Here is a 1,955-nt window from a genome sequence, read left to right on the forward strand (position 1 = left end):
GACTCCATATTACCAATCTCGGCGTCTAGCTGAAGATGTCACGATTCCGGCGCACGGGCGATTGGCGAGAGGGAGGCACGTGCGGACGTGGCAAACGCCTACTTCGCCTTCGCATCGAAGCACCCGGCCGTCGATGAAGCAGTGTTTGCTTTGCAATCAGAATTGCGGTTTGCAGATTTAGAAACCAAGCCTGAAATGCGCGCCGCTTTCGAGGCATTGGCAAGGCGACGTCCTGTGCGGCAGCCGTAACAGCCAGATTGCAGCGCTTCTAAAATCGATTTACCGCCATGTAATGCGGATTTGAGATCGAGATTGACAACATAGACAGTGAGGCGGTGGCTACCGCCTCGAGATGCCACAGAACTTCTCGTTACAGGAATCGCGTCGCGGTCGCGGCCCGGTCTGTCTGCTTTGCCTACGGGCGGGCCGCAGGTCGCCTCATTTGTTAGCGTGGATGCCGTCCCAGTGACGTGCAAGCGATAAACATGCGGGAAGCAGAATCGACCAGCCAAACGCGAGTGCTACTAGTGCCTTGCCCGTGCTCTGGAAATGGACCGCACCGAGCGCCGCGCCTGCGCGAAAGGACACGGGCCCAGCGACGGCGCCCAACGCCGCCGCGAGCAATAGCCGCGATCTCAGCCAGACGAGGAGAACGTTGAATTGAACCGCAAACAGCGCCCACAGTCCTACCATCCAGTACGGCGCAGTACCTGCGATCAGTGTTCCGTTTGGATAGACGAGCAGGCCAGCCTGCACCAGAGTGCTTTCCCAAATCCAGCCGACGACAATCGTCACGACGACCAACCGGGCTTCGCGCCAAGGGCGTGCGGCGCGTGCAACGTGGTATCCGACCATGCAGAAGGCAAAAAGCACACCGAGCCAGCCAACTCCACGGGCTGCACCCATTACGCACACGAACCAGCCTGCCTGGCATAAAAACAGGTAGCGCCAGGCGTCCGACTTTGAAAGCCGTCGGCCAAAGGCGTGAGAGAGACGGGTGAGATCCATATTTCACATTTCTCGGTAGGGGTTGGTTCGAACGCCATGAGGCCGTTCCAATTCCGTGGAACAGCTTACGGAGTTTTTTGCGTTTAGAAGCAGCCAACGATGCGTGTTAGCGAATTCGCTCTAAGGTCCTATCGTCCTTGGTTGCTGTCTGACAGCGCGACGCGCAACACAGCCACACGGCGGCCCTTTTTCCGCTTTTCGGAAAAGCTTTGATCAACTGCGTGCGGGCACCCGTTCATATCGGTTTGCCGTCTTGGTCTGTGATGCGCACATGCCGTCCGCGCGGCAGCTATTTTGACGGCCCGGATTGCGGTTGTACGCCGCGCGCCACATCAAGTAGTTCGTCCGCTCCAATCAGCGCGATGTATATGTAACATTAAAGATGGTTGTGGCGATTGCCTGCCATAGACGGCGGATGGTCGCTCCGTCAACGACGTTCGACTGTGTATCGCAAAGACTGCGTCCGCGATAACTCTCGTTATCAACGGTGCGGTTTTTGGGAGAGGATGCCAAAGGGGATTTTCGCCGGTCAAATAGGCCAGAGTCGAGATCGAGGCGATTTACGCTACTAGCAGCCGTGACGTGGCATCCTCTTTGCGCTTAATCCGCCATGCCTGCATGCCGCAGGCAAACCGGAGAGCGACCATGAATGAAGACCAGGTGAAGGGTGTTGGGGAGAAGGTCAAAGGCAAGATTAACGAGGGCGTCGGCAAAATAACCAACGATCCCGCGCAGGAGACGAAAGGCGACGCCCAGCAGGTCGAAGGCCAAGTACGCAAGGACCTCGGCGATGCTAAGGAGGAACTGAAGGACGCCACGGACAATACGGCGAAGCCGTAACACGGTCCGCGTTCAGACACCGAGCCGCGTCGGCGGGCTTTGCACGCAACGCCTTCAGCGCCCGCCTTGAGCGGGCGCTTTCGCTCACGTTAACCAACGCGGTTTTT

3 protein-coding genes are annotated in these 1,955 nt (G+C 58.0%); 2 read left to right on the top strand and 1 reads right to left on the bottom strand.

Going from position 1 to position 1,955, the window contains the following annotated elements; translation table 11 throughout:
- The first annotated feature begins 87 nt into the window (after positions 1–87).
- Positions 88–249 carry a hypothetical protein gene (locus P7F28_RS07255; protein WP_277183840.1) on the top strand — a complete coding sequence of 54 codons (162 nt, stop codon included), beginning with the start codon at positions 88–90 and terminating at the stop codon, positions 247–249.
- A 189-nt stretch (positions 250–438) separates the two neighbouring features.
- Here P7F28_RS07255 and P7F28_RS07260 read toward each other — a convergent pair whose 3' ends face one another.
- Positions 439–1,008: a DUF2878 domain-containing protein gene (locus P7F28_RS07260; RefSeq protein ID WP_277183842.1), complete on the bottom strand. Its 570-nt coding sequence runs from the start codon at positions 1,006–1,008 to the stop codon at positions 439–441.
- A 645-nt stretch (positions 1,009–1,653) separates the two neighbouring features.
- Between P7F28_RS07260 and P7F28_RS07265 the strand changes: the two genes are divergently transcribed.
- Positions 1,654–1,848 carry a CsbD family protein gene (locus P7F28_RS07265; protein WP_277183844.1) on the top strand — a complete coding sequence of 65 codons (195 nt, stop codon included), beginning with the start codon at positions 1,654–1,656 and terminating at the stop codon, positions 1,846–1,848.
- Positions 1,849–1,955: the final 107 nt, after the last annotated feature.

Source organism: Caballeronia sp. BR00000012568055 (assembly GCF_029439455.1).
Taxonomy (GTDB): domain Bacteria; phylum Pseudomonadota; class Gammaproteobacteria; order Burkholderiales; family Burkholderiaceae; genus Caballeronia.